Raw genomic sequence first — 4,818 nt, 5'->3', positions numbered from 1 at the left:
AGCCCGCAGTGTTAACTGCGGGCTTTTTATTGAATGAGTGAGTCAGCCGTATAAGCCGGGTTTTGTCCTTTCCGAAGAAAGTGATAATCATTCGTCTAGGCCATAAATCGCTCTATGGCTCAAGCAACCTACCCGGTTCCAACGTGGGCCACGCCATAAGGAACCCTATTTGGTCTTGCTCCGAGTGGAGTTTACCTTGCAACCGACTATTACTAGCGGCCCGGTGCGCTCTTACCGCACCCTTTCACCCTTACCAATCCGAAGATTGGCGGTCTCCTCTCTGCTGCACTTGTCGTAGGCTCACGCCCCCCAGCCGTTAGCTGGCACTCTGCCCTATGGAGCCCGGACTTTCCTCCCCCTGATCATTTTCGTCACAGGCAGCGATCATCTTGGCTGACTCGGCGCGCAGTATACATGAGGCTAATACCAAGCGCAGTAAAATTTACTCTTTTTCTTCAATAATTGTTTTGTATAAAGCATTTTTCTTCATTCCAAAGTATTCAGCAACAACGCCACAGGCTTTTTTCATTGGCATTTCGCTTTCAAGAAGTGCCAGCATTTTGCGCGCTTCAGGCGGAACATCATCTATTTGCTTTGGTTTGCCCGGAAGCATAAGCACTATTTCGCCGCGCTGCTTGGTAGGATCATCAGTTAAAAACTGTTTAAGCTCACTTACACTACCATTAAAAAATGTTTCAAAGGTTTTGGTTAGCTCTTTAGCAAACACAACTTGCTGCTCATCACCAAGGGCTAGTGCTAAATCATCAAGGCTTGCCATAATACGGTGCGTACTTTCGTACATTATGCTGGTAATACCTGAGTTAACAGCTTCGGTAAAAAAGTCTTGGCGAGCTTTACTTTTAGCTGGCGTAAAACCAATAAACTGAAAGCGGTCGGTTGGTAAACCTGAACAACATACGGCTGTAATTGCAGCACATGCACCTGGAACAGGTGTAACATGAGCGCCTTGTTCACGACATAGATTTACAACAGCGTAGCCTGGATCACTAATTAGCGGTGTACCAGCGTCAGATACTAAAGCAATATTTAAACCTTGATTAAGTTGATCAATAATTTGTTGTGCTTTTTGCTTTTCGTTGTGGTCGTGTAATGCAAACGTTTTTGCCTTAATACCAAAGTGGCTAAGTAGCTTGCCGGTATGGCGAGTGTCTTCAGCAGCAATTAAGTCAACTTGCGATAATGTCGCAATGGCACGGTGACTTAAGTCGTCATAATTGCCAATTGGGGTGGCAACAATGTAAAGAGTGCCAATTTTCTGTGAATTCTCCTCATTTAACATTGAGGTCTCCTGCGTCAGTCAGTAATATAAGCAAATCGCGTTAACGTATTGGGAAATCATTGTGCGACTTAAACTAGTTAGTCTATTAATTATATTGTCAGGGTTATCGGCGTGTAGCACAACCGAAAAACCAACTAAAAACAGCGATAACGTAAGTAACCGCACTAATGCACTGCAAAATCAGGCAACCAGTGCGCAATCTATCTATCAATTGGCGCAAAACCGCCAAGGTGCCGATAAAATACAGTTATTGTATAGCGCCCGTGATGCAGCAATTAGTGAGCAAAACTGGCCTTTATTAGAGATAATTGGGAATGAGCTTGAATTAACCGCAAGTGTTGATCAAATTCAGAACCGTCTTTATATTGCATTTGCACAAAAACAACAGAATAAAAATGATCAAGCTTTGGTTATTTTACAGTCGCTAGACGGACAACTGACTCAACCTGAGCATTTTGCTTGGCATCAGTTTTTAACGGCCAGTATTTACGCATCGCAAAATTTTCCGAAAAAAGCTGCACCCTACTTTTTTAGGGCCTCTGAAACAGCAACAAAAAATAATATAGAAATCCCTCAACTTAATCAAAATTTGTGGGATAACTTAAAGCAACTTTCTTCTTACGCGCTTGAACGCTTTAACCGTGGTTCGGTTATTCAGCAAGGGTGGGCTAACCTAGCGTTATATCATCAAGTATATGCAAGTAGTGGCGTAGAGTTAGATCAAGCGATCAACAATTGGCGCAGACGCTATATTGGGCATCCGGCTTTTACTGTATTACCTGAACAAGATGAAATGCTTACTGAACTTGCTCCTATCAATATAGAGCGCTTAGTTGTGTTATTTCCACAATCGGGCCCTAACGAACGTTTAGGTGATGCCCTTAAAGCTGGCGTATTAGCTGCACTTGATACGCAAAATATCAACGACACTATTTTTATTGATGAAAACTTAAGTACAGAAGAAATTGCAGCACAACTTGAAGAAATAAAGCCTGACTTTGTAATTGGCCCTCTACTTAAAGCAAATATAGATAAACTAGCTAATGCGCAAACGTTTATCGATACGCCAGTACTACATTTAAACACCTTTGATGGTGAACGCATTTCGCTTCAGCATTATTACTTTGCACTAAATCCTGAACACGAAGTAGAACAAGCCCTAGAGCACTTTTTAGCAATGGGTTACCAAAAGCCGATGCTACTTGCGCCTAATAACGCTAACGGGCAACGTCTTGTTGATTACTTTAACTTGCAGTGGCAACGCTATAGCGAAACTAAGCCACAAATAGGTTTTTATAACGATAAAAAAGATATGCCAAACACGATTACCAGCTTGCTGGAAGTAGATAAATCAAAAGATCGCATAAAAACGGTTAAGGCATTATTTAAACAAGAAGTAGAAAATGAAACGCGCTCACGCAGTGATATTGATGTTATTTATATTTTAGGTGATGCAATAGAAACACGCTTAATTAAACCTTACCTTGATGTAAACGTAAGTACTTTTGCAGATCGCATTCCACTTTACGCCAGCTCTAAAAGCCACAGTAAACAAATTGACAGTACTGACAAAGGCGACTTAGACGGCCTATACTTCACTGAATTGCCGTGGATGCTCGATTCGCAAATTAAACAACATAACTTACGCCAGCAGTATGATTCGTTATGGCCAGAGCAAGTAGATATTAGCCAACGCTTATTTGCAATGGCGTACGATGCTGTATCAATATTACATGACATCAGGCAGTTAAGCGTAATGCCAGGCAATCAATATAGTGGTTTAAGCGGTAAGTTATCTGTTAATACCAGCGGCCATATAGAACGCACGCTCGACTGGGCTCAATATACAAACCGTCGCATTAAGCCTGTGCAATTAGAAACACAACGCCCGGTACCATTGTTTATGCAATCAGCGGGTGACATACAAACTATCAATTAAATTTAATTAAGGGGGCGGCATGTCGTGGTTTAAAGAGCTGTGGCACAATAGTCGCGAAAAAGGCCAGTATTATGAGCTTGAAGCGCAAAAATACTTAGTTACTCAAGGGCTAACACCCATAGAACGTAATTATTACTGCCCCTTTGGTGAGCTTGATGTCATTATGAAAGAAGGCGATACCCTTGTATTCGTTGAGGTTAAGTTTCGCAAAAATAATGCTCGTGGCGGTGCCAACTATGCGCTTAGTCCACAAAAACAAGCTCGATTAAAACGTAGTATTTATCATTACTTAGCAGCTAAAAATTTAACTAACCAAGCTCTAAGAATTGATTATGTAGCCATTACAGGAGAAGCATCTCCTAATATTAATTGGCTTAAAAATGTATTTTAAACGCAAATACAAAGATAAATTATTGGTAGGCTATGCAAGACACAATTAAAGAAATTTTTACAGAAAGCATTCAAGTTCAAATCGCTGCTGGTGAAGTGCTACCTAGTGCGCTTGAGTCAGCTGCATTTACTATTGCACAAAGTCTGATCAACGGAAATAAACTCATTTGCTGCGGTACTGCAAATTGCCACATGCTCGCTCAGCATATGGCGGGTGTGTTGGTTAATCATTATGAAACCGAACGTCCCTGCTTACCTGCAATTGCTCTATCGCAAGAAAACGTTAATCTTGGGCAAAGTACTCAAGTAGACGATCACGATACATTTGCTCGCCAAGTCCGCGCTTTTGCCCAACAAGGTGATTTATTGCTTGTATTGGCTATAAACGGCAACGAAAAACATGTTATTTCTGCCGTTGAAGCTGCACTAACTAAAGATATGAAGGTCATAGTTATGGTTGGTGATGATGGTGGCGAGTTGGTAGGCCTACTTGGACCTAACGATGTTGAAATTAGATCGCCATCTAAACGCCCTAGCCGCATTATCGAATCCCATTTAGTTAACTTACATTGTTTAAGCGAACTTGTTGATTTAACGCTTTTCCCTCAGGATGAAAATTATGTTTAAACACTCTCTTATTGTTTTAGGTACTGTTGTATTACTGCAAGGCTGCGCAGCCGCTGTTGTTGCAGGTACAGCCAGTGCAGTAACTGCAGCGAACGACCGCCGTACTATTGGCTCTCAAATTGACGATAACAATATTGAAATAAAAGCCAGTATTGCACTTAGCGAAGTAGAACGTCTTGAAAAGTTTGCCAATATAAGCGCTGTAAGCGTTAACGGTATTGTTTTACTTGTTGGCCAAGTATCTAACGAAGAAATGAGAAACGAAGCGCAGCGCACCATTGAGGGCGTTTCAGGTATTCGTAAAATACATAACCAAATTCGTATTGGCTCAAATACTGGCATTACTACACAAACTCACGACTCTTGGCTAACTTCTAAAGTAAAAGCCCAGCTACTAACAGCAAAAGACATTAGCAGTAATAACATTAAAGTAGTGACAGAAAATGCTGAAGTTTTTTTAATGGGCTTAGTATCTGACTCTGAGTCAACTCAAGCTGTAAATATTGCCCGCAATGTTTCTGGCGTAGAGCGTGTAATTAAAGTATTTGAATACTTGTAAACA

At 41.2% G+C, this 4,818-nt stretch carries 5 protein-coding genes and 1 other RNA gene; 4 read left to right on the top strand and 2 right to left on the bottom strand.

The genetic code is table 11. The features are described 5' to 3' along the window. Positions 1-35: 35 nt before the first annotated feature. Positions 36-400, bottom strand: an RNA gene (rnpB, locus tag GQR46_RS16200) — RNase P RNA component class A. A 42-nt stretch (positions 401-442) separates the two neighbouring features. Continuing rightward, entirely contained in the window at positions 443-1,300 is an 858-nt protein-coding gene (gene rsmI / locus GQR46_RS16195) for a 16S rRNA (cytidine(1402)-2'-O)-methyltransferase (protein WP_010554279.1), read from the bottom strand. Positions 1,301-1,361: 61 nt separating this feature from the next. Here rsmI and GQR46_RS16190 point away from each other — a divergent pair, with 61 nt between their 5' ends. From GQR46_RS16190 to dolP, 4 genes are read left to right on the top strand one after another with little or no spacing between them, the layout of a single operon-like run. After that, complete coding sequence (locus GQR46_RS16190) at positions 1,362-3,239, top strand: penicillin-binding protein activator (protein WP_165741503.1); 1,878 nt, start codon at positions 1,362-1,364, stop codon at positions 3,237-3,239. A 19-nt stretch (positions 3,240-3,258) separates the two neighbouring features. Beyond that, positions 3,259-3,630, top strand: coding sequence for a YraN family protein (locus GQR46_RS16185; RefSeq protein ID WP_010554278.1), 372 nt, complete (start codon positions 3,259-3,261; stop codon positions 3,628-3,630). 32 nt (positions 3,631-3,662) lie between these two features. Then, positions 3,663-4,256, top strand: a complete 594-nt coding sequence (locus GQR46_RS16180; RefSeq protein WP_002957968.1) for an SIS domain-containing protein — start codon at positions 3,663-3,665, stop codon at positions 4,254-4,256. Next, a complete protein-coding gene (gene dolP / locus GQR46_RS16175) occupies positions 4,249-4,815 on the top strand; it encodes a division/outer membrane stress-associated lipid-binding lipoprotein (protein ID WP_165727690.1) in 567 nt (188 codons plus the stop codon). Before GQR46_RS16180 ends, dolP begins: the two co-directional genes overlap by 8 nt. The last annotated feature ends 3 nt before the right edge of the window (positions 4,816-4,818 follow it).

This window comes from Pseudoalteromonas sp. Z1A6 (assembly GCF_011378745.1).
Lineage (GTDB): Bacteria > Pseudomonadota > Gammaproteobacteria > Enterobacterales > Alteromonadaceae > Pseudoalteromonas > Pseudoalteromonas arctica.
The sequence above is the reverse complement of the archived record's forward strand: the minus strand, read 5'-3'. Positions and strand labels throughout refer to the sequence as shown.